We start from the raw sequence: 19802 nt of genomic DNA on the forward strand, positions 1-19802 counted from the left end.
ATGCCATTGGCCGCCGGATCGCCGCGAGCCGCAGCAGACCCGGAAGGACCGGAGCGGCGGTGCGGATAAGCGGTCTGCGTCACGTGAGCACCGTTGTTGCACGCTGGCGCAGTCGAACGCGGATGTGTTGCTAAAAGAGACACTTGCCACGCACGGGCCGCAAACCGCGCACGAGTTCATCGACTCGTTGCGGCGCCTGCGCTGCGTGCCATGGACCCGGCTCAGCGTTGCTGACGCCCGGCGCGGCGCAACCGTAGTCCAATGGCTACTATGGTCCGCTCGGATTGTTCGAAACACGTGGTCGAGTCGTGGGACCAGCGAACGTCGCCAGTCAGGCAAGAAACGGAACCGATGCAAGACGCCTCTGGCAGGTCTGCGAATCGCTGACTGGAACAGCGACCGGATAGCGCATGGATCGCTCGCGCTTTTCTTGTATCTGATCGCGCAATGGCGAGCTCCGACACAGATAAAAAACGCCGACCGGTTTGCACTCGAACTACCGGGGCGCAACGCGAATCCTGTCGCGTCGAGCCCCCGATATCCGCTGCAGTGCCTCCACGCGTTGCCGTGTTTATTGTGGTGCGTCACCTTCGCGATGCACCGGCTGCGTCTGCTTCAGGCTCTTCGCGAGGCGCGACGCCTGCAGATAGCCGGGATTCGCGGGCCGCTTCAGATAACGCCCGGCGCCGCGCCGCGCGCGCAGGTCGCCGCCCGCCCACACGAGTTCGCCTTGTGAGACGGTGTGTGTTGGCACGCCGCGAACCGTCATCCCTTCGAACACGTTGAAGTCCACGTTCTGATGATGCGTCTTGACTGATATCGTGCGCGTGGCCTCGGGATCCCAGACGACGAGATCGGCGTCGGCACCCACGGCCACCGTGCCCTTGCGCGGGTACAGGTTGAAGATTTGCGCCGCATTGGTGGAGGTGACGCGCACAAATTCGTTCGGCGTGAGCCGGCCGGTGTTTACACCTTGATCCCACAACACCGCCATGCGATCTTCCACGCCGCCGCAACCATTCGGAATTCTCGTGAAATCATGGCGGCCCATGGCTTTCTGCGAAGCGCAGAACACGCAGTGGTCGGTTGCGGTGGTGTGCAGCAGGCCGCCTTGAAGCCCGCGCCAGAGCGCGTCGCGATGCTCCTGGGTACGGAACGGCGGACTCATCACGTGGGCGGCGGCGCGGGTCCAGTCCGGGTCGCGATAGACCGACTCATCGATCACGAGATGCCCCGCCAGCACTTCACCGAATACGCGCTGCCCTTCGCTGCGCGCGCGCGTGATTGCCTCGAGTGCGTCTTTCGCCGAGACATGCACGATGTACACCGGCACTCCGAGCACCTGCGCGATGCGGATGGCGCGATTCGCTGCCTCGCCTTCGACTTCGGGTGGCCGTGAAAGCGGATGCGCCTCGGGCCCCGTGAAACCGCGCGCAAGCAACTGGCGTTGCAACTGGAATACGAGCTCGCCGTTTTCAGCATGCACGGTAGGCAGCGCGCCCAGTTCGAGTGAGCGCGCAAAGCTGTTCACGAGAATCTCGTCGTCGGCCATGATGGCGTTCTTGTAGGCCATGAAGTGCTTGAAGCTCGATACGCCATGCTCGTTCACGAGGAGCCCCATGTCCCGATACACGCTTTCATCCCACCACGTCACCGCCACGTGAAAGCCATAGTCGGAAGCGGCTTTTTCGGCCCAGCCGCGCCACTCGCGAAAGGCGTCCATCAGCGGTTGCTTCGGGTTAGGGATGACGAAGTCGATGATCGATGTCGTGCCGCCCGCAAGCCCCGCCGCCGTGCCCGTGTAAAAGTCGTCGCTGGCGGTCGTGCCCATGAAGGGCAGTTCCATATGCGTGTGCGGATCGATGCCGCCAGGCATCACATATTGGCCACCGGCGTCGACCACGGTCGCGCCCGCAGGCGCGTCGAGGTTCTCGCCAACGCTCTGGATCACGCCGTTTTCGCAGAGCACGTCCGCACGCCAGCTCTTGTCTGCATTGACGACGGTGCCGCCTCGAATCAGGATCGCCATGATGCCAAGTCTCCTTCAGTTGAACATTCACGCTTGAAACGCTCACGCGCTCGCAACATGCGGGCGCCGGCTCTTACCGAGCTTCATCATCACGCCATAGACGAGCGCCGCAATGGCGAGCCCCACGAACCAGGCATAGGTGTAAATGCTTTTGAACGCATCGGGCACGGTGGCAAACGCATTCGGGAACGCGACATTGAGAAAGCCCGGCAGGTTCGGCAGCACACCTGCGATCAGCGCGATCACGGCAGCCGGATTCCAGCCGTTCGAGTAGGCGTATTCGCCGTTTTCCTCGAACAGCTGGGCCGTGTCGAGGCGTGTGCCGCGAACCAGAAAGTAGTCGACCATCAGGATGCCGGCCACAGGCCCAAGCAGCGCCGAATAACCGACGAGCCACGTGAAGATGTAGCCCTGCGTGGTGGCAAGGATCTTCCACGGCATCATCACGATGGCGATACCCGCGGTGATGAGACCGCCCGTCTTGTACGAGATACCCTTGGGCCAGAGGCTCGAGAAGTCATAAGCTGGCCCGACGAGATTCGCGGCGAGATTGCAGCACATCGTGTCCAGTGTGAGGATGATGAGCGCGATGCCCACACCGACGCCCTCCATGCGACTCGTGAGGTCGATCGGGTCCCAGATCGCCCTTCCGTAAATCACAACCGTTGCCGAGGTCACGACCACGGACACCACCGAGAGCAACGCCATCGGAATGGGCAGGCCGATGGCCTGGCCCACGAACTGGTCCTTTTGCGTTTTTGCGAAACGCGTGAAGTCGGGAATGTTGAGCGCGAGCGTGGCCCAGAAACCCACCATGGCCGTGAGGCTCGGCCAGAACGTCGCCCAGAAGAGGCCCGCCTTCTTGCCGCCGGCAGCGAACTGTGACGGTTGCGACAGCATCGAGCCCACGCCGCCTGCCTTCGAACATGCCCACCACACGAGCACTGCGCACATCACGACCTTGATGGGCGCGGACCAGCTTTCGAGCCAGCGGATCGAATCGGTGCCGTGCAGGATGAAGTACAGCTGGAATACCCAGAAGACCAGGAAGCAGCTAGCCTGTCCGATCGAAATGCCGAGCCACGGCAGTGCGTCGCCCACCAGCGCGTTGTGCGTGAGGATGTTGATGAGCGTATAGATGGCGCTGCCGCCAAGCCATGATTGAATGCCGTACCAGCCGCACGCCACGACGGCGCGCAGCATGGCTGGCAGCTTCGCGCCCTGGGTGCCGAACGACGCTCGCACGAGCACCGCATAAGGAATGCCGTACTTCGTACCTGCATGACCGATCAGCAGCATCGGCATGAGCACGATCAGATTGCCGAGCAGCACGGTGAGCACGGCTTGCCATGGCGCCATGCCCTGTTCGGTGAGGCCGGCGGCGAGCATATAGGAGGCGATGTTCATCACCATGCCTACCCATAGTGCCGCGAAGTGGTACCAGCGCCATGTGCGCTGCGCAGCGCCAGTGGGCGCGAGATCATCGTTGTATAGCTCGCTTTCCGCGCGGCGCGCATTTGCGTCGACTGCAAAGGGCTGGCTCATGTCGTGGGTTCTCCGTGCTTGTCGTGGGTCTGGATCGATCCGAGCTTCAAAGTGTCAGGCGGCTTTCGGGTCGGCGACTCGCGCCGGGTTGTTCGGGTGCGTGGTCCAGTTCTCGTAGCGCTCGCCCGAATCGACTCGCTCCATCGTGATGCATTGATCGACCGGGCAGACATGCATGCACAGATTGCACCCGACGCAGTTCGCATCGACCACCTCGAAGTGGCGCTTGCCGTCGCGCGTGGCGGTGATCGCCTGATGCGAGGTGTCTTCACAGGCGACATGGCAGAGCCCGCACTGGATGCAGCGGTCCTGATCGATACGCGCCTTGATGTCGTAGTTGAGGTTCAGGTATTGCCAGTCGGTGACGTTCGGCACGGCGCGGCCGCGAATCGCGTCGAGGCTCGCGTACCCTTTGTCGTCCATCCAGTTGGAAAGGCCGTCGATCATGTCGCTGACGATCCGGAAACCGTAGTGCATCGCCGCGGTGCATACCTGCACGCTGCCCGCTCCCAGCACGATGAATTCCGCGGCGTCGCGCCAGTCGGAAATGCCCCCGATGCCAGAGATGGGCAGGCCGTGCGTTTGCGGGTCGCGCGCGATCTCCGCGACCATGTGCAGCGCAATGGGCTTCGCGGCAGGACCGCAATAGCCGCCATGCGTGCCCTTGCCGTCCACGGTGGGCAGCGGCGCCATCACGTCGAGATCGACACCGACGATCGAATTGATGGTGTTGATCAGCGAGACGCCGTCCGCACCACCCTTCATCGCCGCGCGTGCGCCGTGACGAATGTCGGTGACGTTCGGTGTGAGCTTCACGAGGCAAGGCAGCCGCGTGCCTTCTTTCACCCAGCGGGTGACCATTTCGATGTACTCGGGCACCTGACCCACCGCTGCGCCCATGCCGCGCTCGCTCATGCCGTGCGGACAGCCGAAGTTCAGTTCCACGGCGTCCGCGCCAGTGTCTGCCACCTGAGGCAGAATCCACTTCCAGTCATGCTCGTTGCAAGGGACCATCAGCGAGACGACGAGCGCCCGGTCGGGCCAGTCCCGCTTCACCTGTGCGATTTCCTTCAGGTTCACGTCGAGCGGCCGGTCGGTGATGAGCTCGATGTTGTTCAGACCCGCCATGCGCTGGCCGCGCCAGGTGGTGGCGCCATAGCGCGAGCTTACGTTCACCACGTGCGGGTCGAGCCCGAGCGTTTTCCAGACCACGCCGCCCCAACCCGCCTCGAAGGCACGGTTGACGTTGTAGGCCTTGTCGGTGGGCGGCGCGGAAGCGAGCCAGAACGGATTAGGCGATTGAACGCCGGCAATCGTGCAGCGCAAGTCGGCCATGATGCGACTCCCTGGTTTTATCTGGATTCGGTGTGGCTATCGAGCAGCTCAGGCGGCCCTGGCAGACTGATTCGCAAGAAAGCGGTCGATAGCGTGCGCGGCGAGCTTGCCGTCCTGCACGGCCTGGACGGTCAGATCGGTGGCGCCGTGGCCGGCACAGTCGCCGCCTGCGAAAACGCCCGCAAGGGACGTGGCGCCGTTCGCATCCACCGCGACACGCCCGCCTTCCTCGGTGAGTAGCAACCCGTCGAGGCCTTCGGGCAACAGCGTTTGGCCAATTGCCTTCAGCACCATATCGGCCTCCACGCGCACGATCTCCCTAGTGCCGCGCAATGCGCCGCTCATATCGAGCTCGGTGCGCTCGAACTCCACGGCCCGCAACTGCGTGTCGCCGACGATTCGCAGCGGCTTCATCCACTCGGCAAACACCACACCCTGGCTGCGCGCGAATTCTTTTTCGGCCCAGGTGGCGCTCATCTGTGCCGCGCCGCGACGGTAGGCGAGCGTCACCTGCTGCGCGCCCAACTTGCGGCTTTGCACGGCTGCGTCGATTGCCGTATTGCCGCCTCCGAGCACCACCACGTTGCGGCCCACGGGCAGGTTGGAAAGATCGTCGGCTTCGCGCACGCGCGCGATGAAATCCACCGCATCGAGCACGCCGTCGAGCAGTTCGCCTTCGATGGACAGCGAACGTGTGCCGCCGAGGCCAACGCCGATGAACACTGCGTCATACGCCGCGCGTAGCTCCGCTAGCATCACGTCATGCCCCAGTCGCTGGCCTTGGCGCAGTTCTATCCCGCCAACGGAAAGAAGCCACTGCACTTCGCGCTGCGCGTAGCCGTCGACAGTCTTGTACGCGGCTATGCCGTACTCGTTCAGGCCGCCCGGCTGTTCGCGCGCGTCGAATACGCACACGCGATGCCCGGCAAGCGCGAGCGTGTGCGCGCAAGCGAGACCCGCGGGACCCGCTCCGGCCACGGCAACACGACGGCCTGTTTCGCTGGCCCGCGTGAACAGCGCGGGGGCACCGGCGGCTTCGCGCGCCATCTGGAAGTCGGTGGCATGACGTTGCAGCGCGCCGATCTTAACGGGCTCGCCATCCTGATGATTTCTCACGCAGGCGCCTTCGCAGAGAATCTCGGTCGGGCACACGCGTGCGCACATGCCGCCCAGCGGGTTCGCGCTGAGGATATCGCGCGCCGCGCCCTTGAGATTGCCGTTGCCGATCTTGCGGATGAAACCGGGAATGTCGATGCCCGTGGGGCACGCGTTCACGCAAGGCGCGTCGTAACAGTAATGACAGCGGTCGGCGGCGATCACGGCCGCATTCGCGGAAAGCGGCGGCGCGACGTCGGCGAAATTGCAGCCGAGTTGCTCGGCACTGAGACGGCCTGGCGCGATGCCGTTGGCGGCATTCGAGGTGGTCTGGGACATCCGGATGCTCCTTGCGAGGCAAAACACGGGTCCGCCGGCCGTGTGCGTGACGTGCGCGGCCGGTACGTGGGGAATCGTTGGAAAGACGGCGCGGCGCTGAGACCGCTTGCGTTCGATCGAAATTGCGTCAGCCGGGCTCGCTCGCGCGTTCGAGCATGGCGTGCAGCAACACGTTCGCGCCGGCTTCGATCCATTCGATCGTCGCGTCCTCGACTTCGTTGTGGCTGATGCCGTCGATGCACGGTACGAACACCATCGAGGTCGGCGCGACCGTCGCGAGATAGCACGCGTCGTGACCTGCGCCCGAAACGATGTCGCGATTCGAATAGCCGAAGCGCTCGGCCGCCGCGCGCACGGACTTCACGCACGCCTCGTCGAACGGCACGGGCGCGTAGTAGAAAATCTGCTCGACGTCGGCTTCGAGCTTGCCCTGTTCCGCGATCTTCTCGATGCCTTCGCGCAGCTCGGCGTTCATCTGCGCCAGCACCTCGTCCTGCGGATGGCGAAAATCGATGGTGAAGAACACGCGGCCCGGAATCACGTTGCGCGAGTTCGGATGCACCTGCATCATGCCGACCGTCGCGCACGCGAGCGGCGCATGACGCAGGCCGATTTCGTTGACGAGCTGCACGACGCGCGAGGCGCCCAGCAGCGCATCGCGGCGGCGCGGCATGGGCGTAGGCCCCGCGTGCGCCTCCTGACCCGTGAGCACGACTTCGTACCAGCGCTGACCTTGCGCGTCGGTGACCACGCCGATCGTCCTGTTTTCGGCCTCGAGTATTGGCCCCTGTTCGATGTGCAGTTCGAACGCCGCGTGAATCTTGCGGCCGCCGCACGGCAACGCGCCCGCGTAGCCGATGCGCTGCAATTCCTCGCCGATGGTCTTGCCGTCGACGTCCTTGCGAGACAGCCCGTACTCGAGCGCAAACACACCCGCAAATACGCCCGAGGCGACCATCGCCGGCGCGAAGCGCGAGCCTTCTTCGTTGGTCCAGATCACCGTTTCAACAGGGCGCTCGGTTTCGATGCCGTAATCATTGAGCGAGCGAATCACTTCGAGGCCGCCTAGCACCCCATAGATACCGTCGAAGCGCCCACCCGTTGGCTGCGAGTCGGCGTGCGAGCCGGTCATCACGGGCGGCAGGTCGTTGTTGCGCCCCGCGCGGCGCATGAACACGTTGCCCATCTGATCGACCGTGATCGTGCAGCGCGCCTCTTTCGCCCATTGCACGATGAGATCGCGGCCCTGCTTGTCGAGGTCGGTCAGCGCAAGACGGCACACGCCGCCTTTGGGCGTGGCGCCAATCCTGGCCATCTCCATCAGGCTGTCCCACAATCGCTGACCGTTCACGTGGATCGCGGTCGTCAGCGCGGCTTCGCTTACTGCGTTCATGCGTGTTCTCCTGTCCGTGCTTGTCAAACGTGCATGCATGCCACCGTGTGGGGCGCGAAGAATCACGACGGTGCACGTCTCGATGGCACTGCGCGGCCCCTGAAACCCAGCCCTTCGAATCCTGTCCGATTGGACAGGTTTTAGACGAGAAACCTCGCGAATTCAATGCGGAGTTACCAGCGAGAAGCGTGCCATTGATGCTGCAGTGCGTGAAAAAAACAAGGCGTCCGTGCTGCGCGTTTGTCCGGATGTCGGTGAATTCGCGGCGCACTTGCATCGTGGCTACAATGGTTCCGGCATGCGCGCGGCCGCCGCGCTCCTTTTCTCTTCCGAATGGACCGAACATGCGCGACGACGAACCCACCACGCGAGCCGCGCCCCTCGCGACGCGCGGCACCGCGCAGGCGCAACGAGCCGCCGACACATCGCACAAGCCACATCGGCGCAAAGCCTCCATTCGTGCGTCGAATGAATCCCATCTACTCGCCTGTGCCGAAGCCGTGTTCGCCGAACGCGGATTCGAAGGCGCGAGCACGGCGCTGATCGCAGAGCGCGCGGGCTTACCGAAGGCGAATCTGCACTACTATTTCCCGACCAAGCTGGCGCTGTACTGGCGCGTACTCGACGATGTGTTCGAGGAATGGAACGCCGCCGCCAACCTGTTCGATGCAAGCGACGATCCGGTCGAGGCGATTGGCGGCTACGTGCGCGCCAAGATGGCCCTGTCACGGCGCCGCCCACTTGGCTCGAAGGTGTGGGCCAACGAAATAATCAGCGGGGCGCTGCACATGCAAGAGATCCTGCTCGAACGCGTGAAGCCGTGGATGGACACACGCGTGAAGCTGATCGAGCGATGGATAGCCAAAGGGTTGCTCGCGCCCGTCGACCCTCGGACGCTCCTCTTCATGATCTGGGCGACCACGCAGCACTACGCGGATTTCGAGGCTCAAATATGCGCACTCTCGGGCAAACGCGCGCTCTCGACGAAGCGCTTCGAGGCTACGACGGAAGAAGTGGTGAGCATGATCCTGCGGGCGAGCGGAGCGCGATCGCCGGTCCGATGAATCGTTTAGGGAGTTTCCCCGTTCGCAGTCTGCATCCAACCGACGCGCGACAACGACCGTGTGCAGGCGCGGCTCGCGGGCATCCGCATCGCGCTCGAGCGTCATGGCCTCGCGGTGCGGCCGGAGCATCTCGTCGAAGGTGAATCCACGCTCGATTTTGGCCGGCGCGCGTTGCGCTCGCTCTGGCAACAGCCGGGGCCGCGTCCGACAGCGATCATCTGCGGCAACGATCATATTGCGCTTGGCGTTCTGCGGGAAGCGGAAGAGTTGGGTATCGCCATTCCCGGGCAACTTTCCGTCACAGGCTTCGACGATCTCGCCACCGGTGGTGGATTGAGTTGTCTCGCTGGTTTTTCTTATAATGCAGCGGGATTCTTACTATCGCGTGGCCACCGGTCTATTGAGAAATTTTGCCTGGTGCTTGACTGGTTGGTTAAAGGACGGTTGCCCCGTGCCGGCACAGGGATCGGCCGGTACGGCTTCTTCGCGGGCCGATCCAACTGTGACCGACTCGTTTGCCGGCTTGCACGGTGCCGCTGAAAGCCGGACCGTAAGCTGCGTTTGCGTTGGCCTGTTGTTGCGCGACAACGGCCTCCGCGTGCTGGAGACTCTCCGGACAATTGGCCGGGCAATCAGCGCCGGGATTGTAGCCAGCCTGTTCGAGCTCGACGAGTTGTGCGCGAACCTGCGCGCGCGCGAGCGGCCCATTCGTTTCGGCGGACGCGAGTGCCGGAATCATGACGGTTGCGGCGACGATGATGGTCTTGGTCGTCAGTTTCATTTTCGTATCCCTCTAACGTTGAGAAAGCGCTGCGCATTTCCTGCGGCAGCGACCCTGGTATTTCAGGGGTAAGTACTTGGACTATTGAATTCAAGCGCCGCGGGGTCGAGTGTTTCGTTAAGGCGGTCGAACGGGGCCGCAGGTGGCGTATTGCTAGCGAGTGCGCCAGATTGACGGTTGAGAATGGCTTCGAATCGGGAGACCACACACCTTCGATCGCGAGGGATTTGACTGACACCAGAGAACCCGTTGGCGCCCGCTCAGCGACAGCAAGCTCGCCGGCGCCAACGGTCGGCTTAGGACAGCCTGAACGCGCAGGCGAACCCCGCGCTTAGATCACGCCTGACGTGCACATATCGGCCAGGTGGCGCTTCATGTCCCTGCACATCGCGCACGTGAGACTCGCCCTTCCTTAGCGCGACACTCGTCGAGAGAATGTCGACGATCACGAGCGCCGCGAGCCGCGATGTGATGGGCGTATAGACGTCCGTGTTCTCGAGCGTTTCGGTCACGACCGCCACGTCGCAGTAACGGAGCGGCCCGTGCGTGCCCGTGATGAGGACCACGCACGCGGCCCGCTCCTTCGCGGTGCGCACCACCTCGATCAGCGACCGGGTCGCGCCCGTATTCGAAATGGCGACCACGGCGTCAACGGGGCTTGAGCATCGAAGCGGAGATGAACTGCTGATGCGAATCCTGATGCGCGATGCACGGCACGCCGAAGAGCGGAAACTTCTGCTGGGCGTCGAGCGCGACGATGCCCGATACGCCAAAGCCGAAAAACTCAATTCGCGAGGCGGCTGCAAGCAGATCGATGGCCCGCCTGATCGCTTCGAAATCGAGCTTCTTGCGCGCCCAGTCGAGACTCGTGATGGTGTAGTCGAAAATCTTGGTCGCGACGGCCTCCTGCGCATCGGTTCCACGAAATGCACGCGTTCCGTGTTTCGCTGGCGATGATATGCAGGTTCCGCGACTCTAGCTCCCGGCCGTCTCCTTGTTCTAAAGCGCAAAAGCGAACCGTGGCAAAATTCGCATTCCGCGATTTATTTGATGCGACCGGTGCGGCGCACATAAATGCCTCGATAGCACGGCCTTTCTCTTTAAAACCATACTAAAGCATTTAATTACGTCCTCAGCCATCCGCCAAGAACGATACATTGGCAGGAAATAAGCGCTCGACCTGTCTAAACGCGCCACGTAACAACTTTGTAACGGTTATTTTGCTGTTTTGTGAATTCAGAACTACAGCCTCGGAAGGCCTCTGGGCAAGGCTAGGAAGGGAGTCGCGACACATTACCGGTAGGCTCCCTTATCACAAATCTCATCGTTACGCTTAGTTACGCCCAATGTCGCAAGATTTGTTTCAGCTCTGTATCATTCGTATTCCTCAGATCACTCAGGGAAAACCTTTGTGGATTTTGTTTCTGATCGGCGAAACTTCGCAATTTGCGACTAATTAGCGAATCTCCCGATTCAAATGATGAAAGCGGATTTCTGGTACATCGCGTTAAATATGAGGATTAAACGCGATTAGTGCCCGGCCCGGCAACAGGCGCTCTTGACAAGACCGGACCATTAATTCGTTCTACTTCGTGTTGTTGCGTAGTTATTTCGTGGCGACGTCCTTATCACGCGAAACTTGTTCGTTTTTAGCGGCCAGGTTCCATCGGCTTTCACAGACAGATGTCCTTTTTCAGCAGACTCCCTCCAAGACTCGAAACGTCATTTCGTCAGTTCCCTCAGGTTGCAAAGACTGCCGCAGCGCTTGCAGTTAGCGCAGGAGTGCTAATGCTTGCAGGTTGTGGCGGTGAAACAACCGATGATGGCAGCACGTCGTCCGTGACCGCCAACTCCCCTTCAGCCGACGCAGTCGCGAACGCAGCTACGGATGCGTATAGCAACGGCGTAGTGCCTACCGACAATGGTTCGCCGCCGGTTCAAGCGAACGGTCAGCCTTATAGCCGCGCCGTGGTGCAACGGGCGGGACAAGGCGACTGAATCGGTTTCGCGACGATGCATACGACGCCTGCATATGCAGTGCAAGACCAATCGCAATCGTGATGTCAACGACAGTTGATATCACGTTTGACATATCTGCGTTACGAATGCCATCGCTTCAGCAACTGATGTTCATCGGCACACGTAACTTCAACGTTCTCGGACCATCCCCAGTCAGTAGCAACTTATAGCTAAGCCATGAAACTAAGACTCTTCTCCTTATTCGCCGTTTTAGCCCTGTTGTGCGGGCAATCGATGTCAGCGTTCTCCCAGACAAGTTCGGCCCAGCAACTAGCAGCGCTGCAGCCGCCGCCCACCGGAAGCGGAAACGACCGTTTTGCAATGGACGTGAACTGCAATCTCTGGAGTGCGAATCAGACGGCGCTCAGCGAATGCTCAAAGGACCTGGATCTGATTGCCGGATTGGGCGTCGGTACGGTTCGCCTCGGCGCTTCGTGGGACTTCATGACGCTGGCCGACGGCAGCACGCTGGACCCCAACAAAGTGGCTTTCCTGAAGTCGCTTCTGAACGCCGCACGCACGCGCGGCATGAAGATTCTTTTCCAGGTGGGCATGTACGCGCCGTCTAGCGCATACCAATGCTCGGCCACCCGGAATCCGCCGAGCGCATCGTCACCGCGACTCGACTTCTGCGACGCGACGTTCACGAAGTATCTCGGCTCGCTCATGGACGTCGTTCTGCCCTTTACGGCTGACATCGAACTGTTCAATGAGACCAACTGGTCGTTCTCCGCTTCGGACCCGTCTTACGGCGATCCGAACGGTATCTCCGGATACATTCTGAATCGCAGCAAGACGCTCTATTCGGAAACCAGGCAGATCCTGAACACGAAAAGCCAGTCGGGCTACAAAACGGTTCTGCACACTCAGGGCATCTCGTACTTCTACAACTCGGCGTACCCGAATAACGGCTGGAAACCGCCCGCAGGAAACGAGCTGATCCAGGCGACCGACTACATCAAGGCGATGGGTAACAACACGAAGAGTGCTACCAGCCCGTTGAACACCACGATCGACGTCGTCGACGTTCACCCGTACTTCAGCAGCGCCGACTACGACATGCTGGTGCAGGCATTCATGACCACGGTGGCCAACCTCTCCAGCAGTGGCGCAAAGCCGATCTGGCTGACCGAGACCAACAATGGCACCAGCGGTACGGACGCTGGACAAACGGCCGCATTCAACCAGTTGAAGGTCCTGATGAACAACGGTTCGGTGGCAAAGGCGTTCTGGTATGTCGTGCGTAACGGCGATCCGAGCAATGGCGAAGGCGACGGCTATTCGATCTACGACTACAACCGCAACCTGATTCGTCCGCAGCTGGCAGCCGCGATTCAAGCCTACACGGCGAGCATTCCGCGTTCGCAACGCTTCCTGTCGGGCTCTTATCTGACTGCGATCAAGTAAGCCTGCCTGCTGTAACTCATGAATGAACGGAGCGCCGGCTATGGCGCTCTGTTCTCTTTGCCTTGTTGACGTCGGTTCGTTGCTTGGTGGTTTGGACGAGGTAATACGGGCGACTATTTGGTCGCCCCTGAACAATTCGCTTCACGTGCCGCCGGCGTCACGCCGGCACATCAGCGGCAATGCAGCAGTTGAACGGGCGCCGAGCGCGCCTTTGAGCCAGTTGCGATCAAGTTTTCCGTCTGTCTTCATGTGACCGATGGCCGGCTCGATTGCGCCGCGTCGATTGTTCATTGCGCGTAGTCCGCGTGTGATACCCCGGCGCAAGCCTGGTGGTAGATCTTCACGCCGTCGACAGTGACACCCTTGTAACCACGATCCACGATTGCCACCTCGGGCTTCGCGTCACTCAGGATCTCGCCCTGTTCCAGCGCTTCAGCCAGCGTGTGACCGTCGTACGGATTGCCCGGCATCGAGCGCATACCAACCACCAGTCTGTCTTTGTGGGTCGTCGCGATCGACACCTTCACGCCGAATTCGTAGGGTGTGCGGGCTTTGCCCGTGGCCAGACACTCGACTTCCGGCGCATGCAGCGCGTAAAGCTTGTTCCTGTCTTTCGGCTTCTGCGCCAGGATGCGCTTCGTGCATCCAATCAACTCCGTTAATGCAGCACGGCCTGACTCTGCCACCTGGGCGACCGTCGCTCCACGTCACGCATCACCCGCCCAACGCGCGAGCGTAGCGTGCGCAACGCTTTCCTCATGCGTTTGTACTGCTTCGCGTGAGCGTAGCGGCCAATCTGCAGCCCCAGACGCGGCGCCTCTCGGTTGTAGTTCTGCCGCAGCTTCAGGCCATGCCGTGCCGCTGCCTTCGACCCTTGCGCGACACGAATCTTTCGCTCATCGACACACTCAGCCGATCCCAGTTGATCAGATCGGCCAGACGCACCAGCCGGTGCTTCAGATTGATCTGCTCGCGCAGAGGGTGATGAGAAGCCCAGGGGTTGGTTTCCAGACATTCGCGCCTCGTGAATGGAGTCGATGCGTACGCTGCGGCCGACCTTGCTTTTCTGATGCCGTGAGTTTTCATGCTAATGGTGCTTATCGGCGATAAGTGGAAGAATAATCCATTAAGCATGAAGCAGTATTTTTTACTCAATTTGCTTGTTAAAAAATCAGAAAAAACACGCTTGATTTTTCACATTTGTTAAGACAATATCAATTCGCCGGACATTGCGCCGAACCACCGTTAAATGCGATTTATTTCAGCAGCTTAGCTGGCGGTGTCCTGTCGTATCTGCCGCATTGTCGCCGTCATATAAACGTCAATTCGTCATGCATTTTCAAATGCAGGGGGACCTATGTCTGTCGAGAAAATTATCTTTCGCTTACCCAACTCGCTTAAAGTACAAGTCGAATCGCACATTTTTGAAGTCGGTCGTAAAACCGTAATATTGGTCAATGGTGCTTTAGCAACAACGGCATCGTTCGGACAGACAATCAGGTATCTCGGTGAGCGATACAACGTCATTTGCTTCGACCTGCCGTATGCGGGGCAATCAAAGCAGCACAATCGGGCCGGATCCCTCCTGACGAAAGAGGACGAAGTCGAAATCCTGCTGCGCCTGATTCAACACTTCGAACCCCGCTTCCTGTATTCCGTGTCATGGGGAGGACTCGCGTCATTGCTCGCGCTGGCGCGGCAGCCTGCTTCTATCGAGCGGGCGGTAATCGGCTCCTTCTCACCGTTTCTCAACGATGCGATGGTCGCCTATGTGACGCAAGCGAGGCATCTGCTCGATACGGGCGAGAATCTGCAAGCCGCGCAACTGCTGAACGACACCGTGGGCAAACATCTGCCGCGCATACTGAAACTCCTGAATTACCGCTATCTGACGAGCCTGCCGAAGGAAGAGCAAAGCCAGGTCGCCTTTCACGTCGAGCAGATACTGACGTTAAGGCCCGAAACCTATCTGGATCAGTTGGCGAACATTCGCTGCCGGGTCAAGTTCATCAACGGCGAGCTCGACGAATACACCACTGCGCACGACATTCGCACCATGGCGCGCTATGTCCGTCACGCGCATTTCGCGACCGCACCGAACACCGGGCATTTCCTTGAACTCGAAGGACGGGCGCAGGCCGCCACGATGCGCGAAGAGATTCTCGGCTTCTTCGGCGTCAACCAGGAGTTCGATCGTTCACGGCTCGACGCGCTGTCGTCCGCGGCAGAAGCGCAAACGTTTGCTCACTCGGGACTGAACGTCGAATTCGGGAGCGGAAAATGACGATCTATCACACGCTTGCCGTTCTCGGCCCATGGGCCGTCTGGGTCGCCTACTGGATGAAAGCATCGTCCGGTGTGAAGAAAACCCTAAGACGCGAGGATCGACTTTCACGCACGCTTCAGTCGATCCCGCTGATCGTCGGCTGCGCGCTGGTTGTGTTGCCGGACGGCATCACCGTCTCGAGTCCGGCGGCTGCTCAATTCGATTTGCAGCAATGGATCGGCCTCGCGATCGTCGTGGCCGGTCTCGCTTTCTCGGTGTGGGGCCGTCGCCATCTCGGGCCTAACTGGAGCGTGTCGGTCACGCTGAAAGCCGACCACGAACTCGTCCGCAGTGGCCCTTACGCGCTCGTGCGTCATCCGATCTACTCAGGTTGCCTGCTGGCGATTGCCGGCGCCGCGCTCGTCAACGAACAATGGCGCGGCGTGATCGGCTTCATACTGATCTTCGCTTCGCTCGCGTATAAGGTGCGCGTCGAGGAACAGTGGTTATCCGAGCATTTCGGTACGCCGTACCGTGCCTATCGCGAGGAGGTACGGGCGCTCGTGCCGTGGCTCTATTGAGGAGCCGCGAGCAAACCATGGCACAAATCGTCATTACTGCAATCGGCTCGGCAGGCGACGTTCATCCGTTCATCGGCATTGCGCGAACGCTGGCAGAACGCGGACATCGGATCGTGTTCTGCACGCATCCGCAGTTCGCCGCGCTCGCGGCACAACACGGCTTCGCGTTCGTGCCGATCGGAACGTGGGACGAGTATGCGCGGGCGATTGCAAGCCCGGCGCTGTGGAATCCGCGGACCTCGTTTCGCACGCTATGGACCGTCATCGCGCCGACCATCCGTCCTCACTTCGATGCGCTCGCCGCGATAGCGACCTCCGACACCATACTGGTCGGCTCGCTGTGGGCGTTCGCCGCGCGTCTGATGCAAGAGGTTCATGGCACGCCCTACGTATCGGTCCAGGTGTCGCCTTCGACGCTGCTTTCCGCAAGCGCTCCTCCCACGCACAAGCGTCTGACCGTGCCGATGTGGCTGCCGCTACCCGTCAGGGCAAAGTGCATGGAAATGATCGAAAAAGGCGTGCTCGACAAGGCGTGCGGACCTGCTCTGAACGACGTCCGGGAAAAGCTTGGGCTTGCGCCCGCGAACCGCATACTCGGTGAGTGGCTGCACTCGCCCGACGGCGTGCTGTGTCTGTTCCCGGACTGGTTTGCCCCTGCTCAACCCGACTGGCCGCGCAATCATTTCATGGCGGGCTTTCCCCTCTTCAACGATGTAGCGCCGAACGCCTTCGACGACGAACTGCGCGCCTTCGTCGCGTCGGGCGAACGTCCGGTCGTGTTCACGCCAGGCTCCTCGCTGATCGACGAGCGGATCTATTTGAGCGCCGTCGACGAAGCCGTGCGCCGCACGGGTGCCCGCGCGATCGTGCTCGCCGGCACCGCCGCAGCGCGGGCGCTCGCGCGCCGCGACGTGCTGGTGCGCGACTTCGTACCCTTGGGAATGCTGCTGCCGCACTGCGCAGCCATGGTCCATCACGGCGGCATCGGCACGGCGGCACTCGCATACGCGGCAGGCATTCCACAGGTCGTCACCCCGTTCGCGCACGACCAGTTCGACAATGCGCAGCGCGTGGCGAAAAGCGGCTGCGGCCTTCGCATCGACAGTCCCGCAAGCGGCAAGGCACAGGCCTCGGCACTCGTGCGCGTCACCACGGACAAGCTCGTGACAGCCCGTTGCTCGATCGTCAAACGGCTCATCGATGCGGCGCCCGACGCCTGCGAGGCGGCCGCGCGATATATCGAACGCTGCGCAGATCAGCGCGGCGACCTCAGCATCCGTTCGGTCGCCTGAACGGCTTCGGGAAATATCGTCCACATGAGTACTTCAAGCGGCATGGTCATACAGGACGTCGGCGGCCGCGACGCGCCGCCACTGCGCGGCGCGTGGCTCGCGTTGCTGACCTTCGCGCTCTCGCTCGCCACCTTCATCGAGGTGCTCGACTCGACGGTCACGAACGTCGCCGTGCCGTCCATCGCCGGGAGCCTCGCCGTGTCGAATTCCCAGGCGACGTGGGTCATCAGTTCCTATTCGGTCGCGGCGGCTATCGCGGTTCCGCTGACGGGATGGCTGTCACAGAGGATTGGCGAAGCACGCCTTTTCGTCTGGTCAGTGCTGCTGTTCACGCTGACGTCGCTGCTGTGCGGCATCGCCGGCAACCTGGAACTGCTCGTTCTATGCCGCGCCATGCAGGGACTCTGTTCAGGTCCGATGGTGCCGCTGTCGCAGGCCATCCTGTTGCGCTCGTTTCCGCCGCAAAAGCGGGTGCTCGCGCTTGCACTGTGGGCAATGACGGTTCTGCTCGCGCCGATCTTCGGTCCGGTGCTCGGTGGCTGGATCATCGATCAATTCTCCTGGCCGTGGATCTTCTTCATCAATCTGCCGATCGGCCTGTTCGCCTTCGCGGCCTGCGCCGCGCTATTGCCGCGCGAGCGTCCGGATATCCGGCAGCCGCCGATCGACATGATGGGTATCGTGCTGCTCGTCGTCGGCGTGGGCGCACTACAGGCTGTGCTCGACCTCGGGCGCGACCACGGCTGGTTCGACTCGCCGCTGATCGTTGCGCTGTCGTTGACGGCCGCGCTCGCGCTGGTTTGCCTGTTGATCTGGGAGTCGGCTGAACCTTTTCCCGTCATCGACCTCGACCTGTTTCGCGACCGCACTTTCTCTTTCGGCGTCGCGATCATTTGCCTCGGGATGGTGAGCTTTTCGGTGATCGGCGTCATCTTTCCGCTGTGGCTGCAAACCGTGATGGGCTACTCCGCGTTTCAGGCCGGACTGAGCGTTGCGCCGCTCGGCATCCTCGCCCTCGTCTTTTCCATGCTGATAGGGATTTTTCTGGACCGGTTCGATGCCCGCGTCGTGACATCGTTCGGCTTTCTCGTGTTTTTCGCGGTGCTGGCATGGGACGCGCACTTCACGCTGACGATGTCCTTCTGGCAAATCGTCACGCCGACGTTTATTCAAGGTATCGGCCTGCCTTGCTTTTTCATTCCGCTGAGCGCAGCGATTCTGTCGCGCATTCCCAACGAGAAGCTCGCTGCCGCATCGGGCCTGTCGAACTTCCTGCGCACGCTGTCCGCCGCGCTCGGCACCGCCCTCAGCGTGACCTGGTGGGACAACCGCGCGGCACATCACTACGGCACACTCGCGCAATCTGTCACGCAGGCATCCGAGGGCACCGGCCTTTTCACGCGGTCGCTGCAAACGCTCGGATTCGGCGCCAACCCATTAGCGGCCATCCGCGATGTCGTTCAGCAACAGGCGTACATGATGGCGACCAACGACCTGTTTTACGTGGCGAGCCTCGTGTGCCTCGCGCTCGCGGCGCTGATGTGGGCCACCAAACCCTGGCGCGGCGTATCGGCCCAGCGCGTCGGACATTAATACTCCTGACAGGGTGACGATCATGAGCCAGACGATCTCCTCTTCCGGCGCTGCGGCCAGCGCCGGTTACGCAGTGCCGCTGCTCGGCGCGCTGGTGGTGTTGTACCGCCCAACTTCCGAGCACCTGACTCATCTGCTGGAACTCTGCGCGCACGGCACGCCGTTGCTGGTCGTCGATAATTCGCCGGCGGCCTCCGGCGCGTTGGCTGATGCGCTGAACGCGCACGGCGCGGAGTATCTGTGCAACGCGAATCGTGGCGGCATTGCCGGTGCTTATAACCGGGGCCTTGCGCGGATGTTCGAACGCGGCCTCGGCGCCGTCGCGCTATTGGATCAGGATTCGCAGGTGAGCACCGATTACTTCCGGTTGATGCTCGAGTCATGCAAGGCGCTCGGCCCACGAGCTTTCGCGATCGGACCGCGCATTTACGACGAGAACGTCAGGCACTTCCTGCCGCAGATGGTTAGCAACGGCTTTTCGATCCGCACGCTGGTGTTCGAAGCGGACGCATCCTTGCAGCCGTGCTCCTTTCTGCTGTCCTCCGGTTGCGTGATCTCGCGCCTCGCGTACGAGCGCCTCGGTGCGTTCGCGGAAGCGCTGTTCATCGATCACGTCGACACCGAATATTCATTGCGCGCACTGCTGCGCGGCGTCCAGTTCTATGTCGAGCCGCGACTCACGCTGTTACATCGCATCGGCCACAAACGGCAACATCGTCTCGGCCCGGTGCGCATCACGTCGATGAATCACCCGGCTTTTCGACGCTATTACATGGCGCGTAACGGCATGCACCTGTGCGTTCAATATGTCCCGTCCCTGCCGGTCGCGCTCGTGCCCAATTTCATCACGCTGCTGCAAGTCTTCCAGGTGCTGCTGTTCGAGTCCGGCAAGCTGGCGAAACTCTCCAGTATCGGTTGCGGGATCGTCGACGGCCTTCTCGGCCGGCTCGGTCCGCTCGAAACGGCGCGCCCGCGGCTTGCGGCGCGCCTCCGACACGGCTGACCGATGACGACCGATTCTTGCCGCATCGGCTTCGCACCAAAGCGCTTATGGACGGCGTTC

16 protein-coding genes and 2 pseudogenes are annotated in these 19802 nt (G+C 61.5%); 9 read left to right on the forward strand and 9 right to left on the reverse strand.

Features of this window, described 5'->3' with window-relative positions; genetic code table 11:
* Positions 1-571 precede the first annotated feature (571 nt).
* The 5 genes from hydA to F6X42_RS28940 all read right to left on the reverse strand — a co-directional run bounded on the left by hydA (position 572) and on the right by F6X42_RS28940 (position 7736).
* Positions 572-2029, reverse strand: a complete 1458-nt coding sequence (gene hydA / locus F6X42_RS28920; RefSeq protein WP_187637464.1) for a dihydropyrimidinase — start codon at positions 2027-2029, stop codon at positions 572-574.
* A gap of 42 nt (positions 2030-2071) precedes the next feature.
* Entirely contained in the window at positions 2072-3574 is a 1503-nt protein-coding gene (locus tag F6X42_RS28925; RefSeq protein ID WP_187637465.1) for an NCS1 family nucleobase:cation symporter-1, read from the reverse strand.
* A gap of 54 nt (positions 3575-3628) precedes the next feature.
* Positions 3629-4909 carry an NAD-dependent dihydropyrimidine dehydrogenase subunit PreA gene (preA, locus tag F6X42_RS28930; protein ID WP_187637466.1) on the reverse strand — a complete coding sequence of 427 codons (1281 nt, stop codon included), beginning with the start codon at positions 4907-4909 and terminating at the stop codon, positions 3629-3631.
* Positions 4910-4957: 48 nt separating this feature from the next.
* On the reverse strand, positions 4958-6343 hold the full coding sequence (locus tag F6X42_RS28935; RefSeq protein WP_187637467.1) for an NAD(P)-dependent oxidoreductase: 1386 nt from the start codon (positions 6341-6343) through the stop codon (positions 4958-4960).
* Between the two features lie 127 nt (positions 6344-6470).
* Complete coding sequence (locus F6X42_RS28940) at positions 6471-7736, reverse strand: Zn-dependent hydrolase (RefSeq protein WP_187637468.1); 1266 nt, start codon at positions 7734-7736, stop codon at positions 6471-6473.
* Positions 7737-8080: 344 nt separating this feature from the next.
* Between F6X42_RS28940 and F6X42_RS28945 the strand changes: the two genes are divergently transcribed.
* Positions 8081-8800 carry a TetR/AcrR family transcriptional regulator gene (locus F6X42_RS28945; RefSeq protein WP_187637469.1) on the forward strand — a complete coding sequence of 240 codons (720 nt, stop codon included), beginning with the start codon at positions 8081-8083 and terminating at the stop codon, positions 8798-8800.
* 9 nt (positions 8801-8809) lie between these two features.
* Positions 8810-9121, forward strand: a pseudogene (locus tag F6X42_RS28950) (substrate-binding domain-containing protein); the annotation flags it as partial.
* Positions 9122-9233: 112 nt separating this feature from the next.
* Here F6X42_RS28950 and F6X42_RS28955 read toward each other — a convergent pair.
* Together F6X42_RS28955 and F6X42_RS43485 are read right to left on the reverse strand one after the other, a co-directional pair.
* Positions 9234-9581, reverse strand: a complete 348-nt coding sequence (locus tag F6X42_RS28955; RefSeq protein ID WP_187637470.1) for a DUF4148 domain-containing protein — start codon at positions 9579-9581, stop codon at positions 9234-9236.
* 296 nt (positions 9582-9877) lie between these two features.
* Complete coding sequence (locus tag F6X42_RS43485) at positions 9878-10225, reverse strand: MurR/RpiR family transcriptional regulator (RefSeq protein WP_222945760.1); 348 nt, start codon at positions 10223-10225, stop codon at positions 9878-9880.
* 43 nt (positions 10226-10268) lie between these two features.
* Here F6X42_RS43485 and F6X42_RS43490 point away from each other — a divergent pair, with 43 nt between their 5' ends.
* Positions 10269-10538, forward strand: a complete 270-nt coding sequence (locus tag F6X42_RS43490) for a hypothetical protein (protein ID WP_222945761.1) — start codon at positions 10269-10271, stop codon at positions 10536-10538.
* A 1383-nt stretch (positions 10539-11921) separates the two neighbouring features.
* Positions 11922-13007, forward strand: a complete 1086-nt coding sequence (locus tag F6X42_RS28965; RefSeq protein WP_187637471.1) for a glycosyl hydrolase — start codon at positions 11922-11924, stop codon at positions 13005-13007.
* Between the two features lie 177 nt (positions 13008-13184).
* Here F6X42_RS28965 and F6X42_RS28970 read toward each other — a convergent pair.
* Positions 13185-13875 (reverse strand): annotated as a pseudogene (locus tag F6X42_RS28970) (transposase); the annotation flags it as partial.
* Entirely contained in the window at positions 13851-14093 is a 243-nt protein-coding gene (locus tag F6X42_RS44320) for a hypothetical protein (protein ID WP_246530270.1), read from the reverse strand. The pseudogene F6X42_RS28970 and the gene F6X42_RS44320, both read right to left, overlap by 25 nt.
* Positions 14094-14364: 271 nt before the next feature.
* Here F6X42_RS44320 and F6X42_RS28975 point away from each other — a divergent pair, with 271 nt between their 5' ends.
* From F6X42_RS28975 to F6X42_RS28995, 5 genes are read left to right on the forward strand one after another with little or no spacing between them, the layout of a single operon-like run.
* Positions 14365-15291 (forward strand): alpha/beta fold hydrolase, encoded by a 927-nt coding sequence (locus F6X42_RS28975; RefSeq protein ID WP_187637472.1) that lies wholly within the window; start codon positions 14365-14367, stop codon positions 15289-15291.
* A complete protein-coding gene (locus tag F6X42_RS28980; RefSeq protein ID WP_187637473.1) occupies positions 15288-15854 on the forward strand; it encodes a methyltransferase family protein in 567 nt (188 codons plus the stop codon). The genes F6X42_RS28975 and F6X42_RS28980 overlap by 4 nt, the downstream gene beginning before the upstream one ends.
* 17 nt (positions 15855-15871) lie before the next feature.
* Positions 15872-17146 (forward strand): glycosyltransferase, encoded by a 1275-nt coding sequence (locus F6X42_RS28985; RefSeq protein ID WP_187637474.1) that lies wholly within the window; start codon positions 15872-15874, stop codon positions 17144-17146.
* A 24-nt stretch (positions 17147-17170) separates the two neighbouring features.
* On the forward strand, positions 17171-18739 hold the full coding sequence (locus tag F6X42_RS28990; protein WP_187637475.1) for a DHA2 family efflux MFS transporter permease subunit: 1569 nt from the start codon (positions 17171-17173) through the stop codon (positions 18737-18739).
* A 22-nt stretch (positions 18740-18761) separates the two neighbouring features.
* Positions 18762-19742, forward strand: coding sequence for a glycosyltransferase family 2 protein (locus F6X42_RS28995; RefSeq protein WP_187637476.1), 981 nt, complete (start codon positions 18762-18764; stop codon positions 19740-19742).
* Positions 19743-19802 lie beyond the last annotated feature (60 nt).

It is taken from the genome of Paraburkholderia podalyriae (genome assembly GCF_014397785.1).
Classification (GTDB): domain Bacteria; phylum Pseudomonadota; class Gammaproteobacteria; order Burkholderiales; family Burkholderiaceae; genus Paraburkholderia; species Paraburkholderia podalyriae.

What these genes read in the sequence shown, in the direction of transcription:
- F6X42_RS28985 (WP_187637474.1), top strand. Translation starts at nt 15,872, where the DNA reads ATGGCACAAATCGTCATTACTGCAATCGGCTCGGCAGGCGACGTTCAT.
- F6X42_RS43490 (WP_222945761.1), top strand. Translation starts at nt 10,269, where the DNA reads ATGCGAATCCTGATGCGCGATGCACGGCACGCCGAAGAGCGGAAACTT.
- F6X42_RS28965 (WP_187637471.1), top strand. Translation starts at nt 11,922, where the DNA reads ATGGACGTGAACTGCAATCTCTGGAGTGCGAATCAGACGGCGCTCAGC.
- F6X42_RS28940 (WP_187637468.1), bottom strand. Translation starts at nt 7,736, where the DNA reads ATGAACGCAGTAAGCGAAGCCGCGCTGACGACCGCGATCCACGTGAAC.
- F6X42_RS28935 (WP_187637467.1), bottom strand. Translation starts at nt 6,343, where the DNA reads ATGTCCCAGACCACCTCGAATGCCGCCAACGGCATCGCGCCAGGCCGT.
- hydA (WP_187637464.1), bottom strand. Translation starts at nt 2,029, where the DNA reads ATGGCGATCCTGATTCGAGGCGGCACCGTCGTCAATGCAGACAAGAGC.
- F6X42_RS28955 (WP_187637470.1), bottom strand. Translation starts at nt 9,581, where the DNA reads ATGAAACTGACGACCAAGACCATCATCGTCGCCGCAACCGTCATGATT.
- F6X42_RS44320 (WP_246530270.1), bottom strand. Translation starts at nt 14,093, where the DNA reads ATGAAAACTCACGGCATCAGAAAAGCAAGGTCGGCCGCAGCGTACGCA.
- preA (WP_187637466.1), bottom strand. Translation starts at nt 4,909, where the DNA reads ATGGCCGACTTGCGCTGCACGATTGCCGGCGTTCAATCGCCTAATCCG.
- F6X42_RS28980 (WP_187637473.1), top strand. Translation starts at nt 15,288, where the DNA reads ATGACGATCTATCACACGCTTGCCGTTCTCGGCCCATGGGCCGTCTGG.
- F6X42_RS28975 (WP_187637472.1), top strand. Translation starts at nt 14,365, where the DNA reads ATGTCTGTCGAGAAAATTATCTTTCGCTTACCCAACTCGCTTAAAGTA.
- F6X42_RS28945 (WP_187637469.1), top strand. Translation starts at nt 8,081, where the DNA reads ATGCGCGACGACGAACCCACCACGCGAGCCGCGCCCCTCGCGACGCGC.
- F6X42_RS28925 (WP_187637465.1), bottom strand. Translation starts at nt 3,574, where the DNA reads ATGAGCCAGCCCTTTGCAGTCGACGCAAATGCGCGCCGCGCGGAAAGC.
- F6X42_RS28995 (WP_187637476.1), top strand. Translation starts at nt 18,762, where the DNA reads ATGAGCCAGACGATCTCCTCTTCCGGCGCTGCGGCCAGCGCCGGTTAC.
- F6X42_RS28990 (WP_187637475.1), top strand. Translation starts at nt 17,171, where the DNA reads ATGAGTACTTCAAGCGGCATGGTCATACAGGACGTCGGCGGCCGCGAC.